Raw genomic sequence first — 466 nt, forward strand, 5'->3', positions numbered from 1 at the left:
AAATGACTAAATATGACTTCCAGAAAGAATCTAAAATCCCCTATCTAGAGTGTGCAGGCTATAAGACACTCATTCGATTGAGAAAACGCCGTTTCCGTTGTAAAGTCTGCGGGAAAATAGCTGTCGCAGAGACTTCCTTAGTCAAAAAGAATCACCAAATCGCTACCATCGTTAACCAGAAAATCACTCAAAAATTAATCGAGAAAGTCCCTATGACGGCTATCGCAGAAAGTCTATCTGTATCTACTTCGACAGTCATTCGTAAATTGAAAGAATTCAAATTCAAGACAGATTTATCTTTCCTTCCAACTCACATGTCTTGGGATGAATACAGCTTCAAGAAAGGTAAGATGAGTTTCATTGCACAGGATTTTGATTCCAGAAAGATCGTAGTTATCCTGGATGGGCGAACTCAAGTGACTATTCGCAATCATTTCCTTCGTTATTCTAGTCAGGTGAGAAGTCG

At 39.1% G+C, this 466-nt stretch carries 1 protein-coding gene; it reads left to right on the top strand.

Features of this window, described 5'->3' with window-relative positions:
• Positions 1 to 466: transposase family protein (locus HMPREF2795_RS03810; protein ID WP_148131265.1), on the top strand; the 466-nt coding region annotated here is incomplete at both ends.

Source organism: Streptococcus sp. HMSC056C01 (genome assembly GCF_001811305.1).
Taxonomy (GTDB): domain Bacteria; phylum Bacillota; class Bacilli; order Lactobacillales; family Streptococcaceae; genus Streptococcus.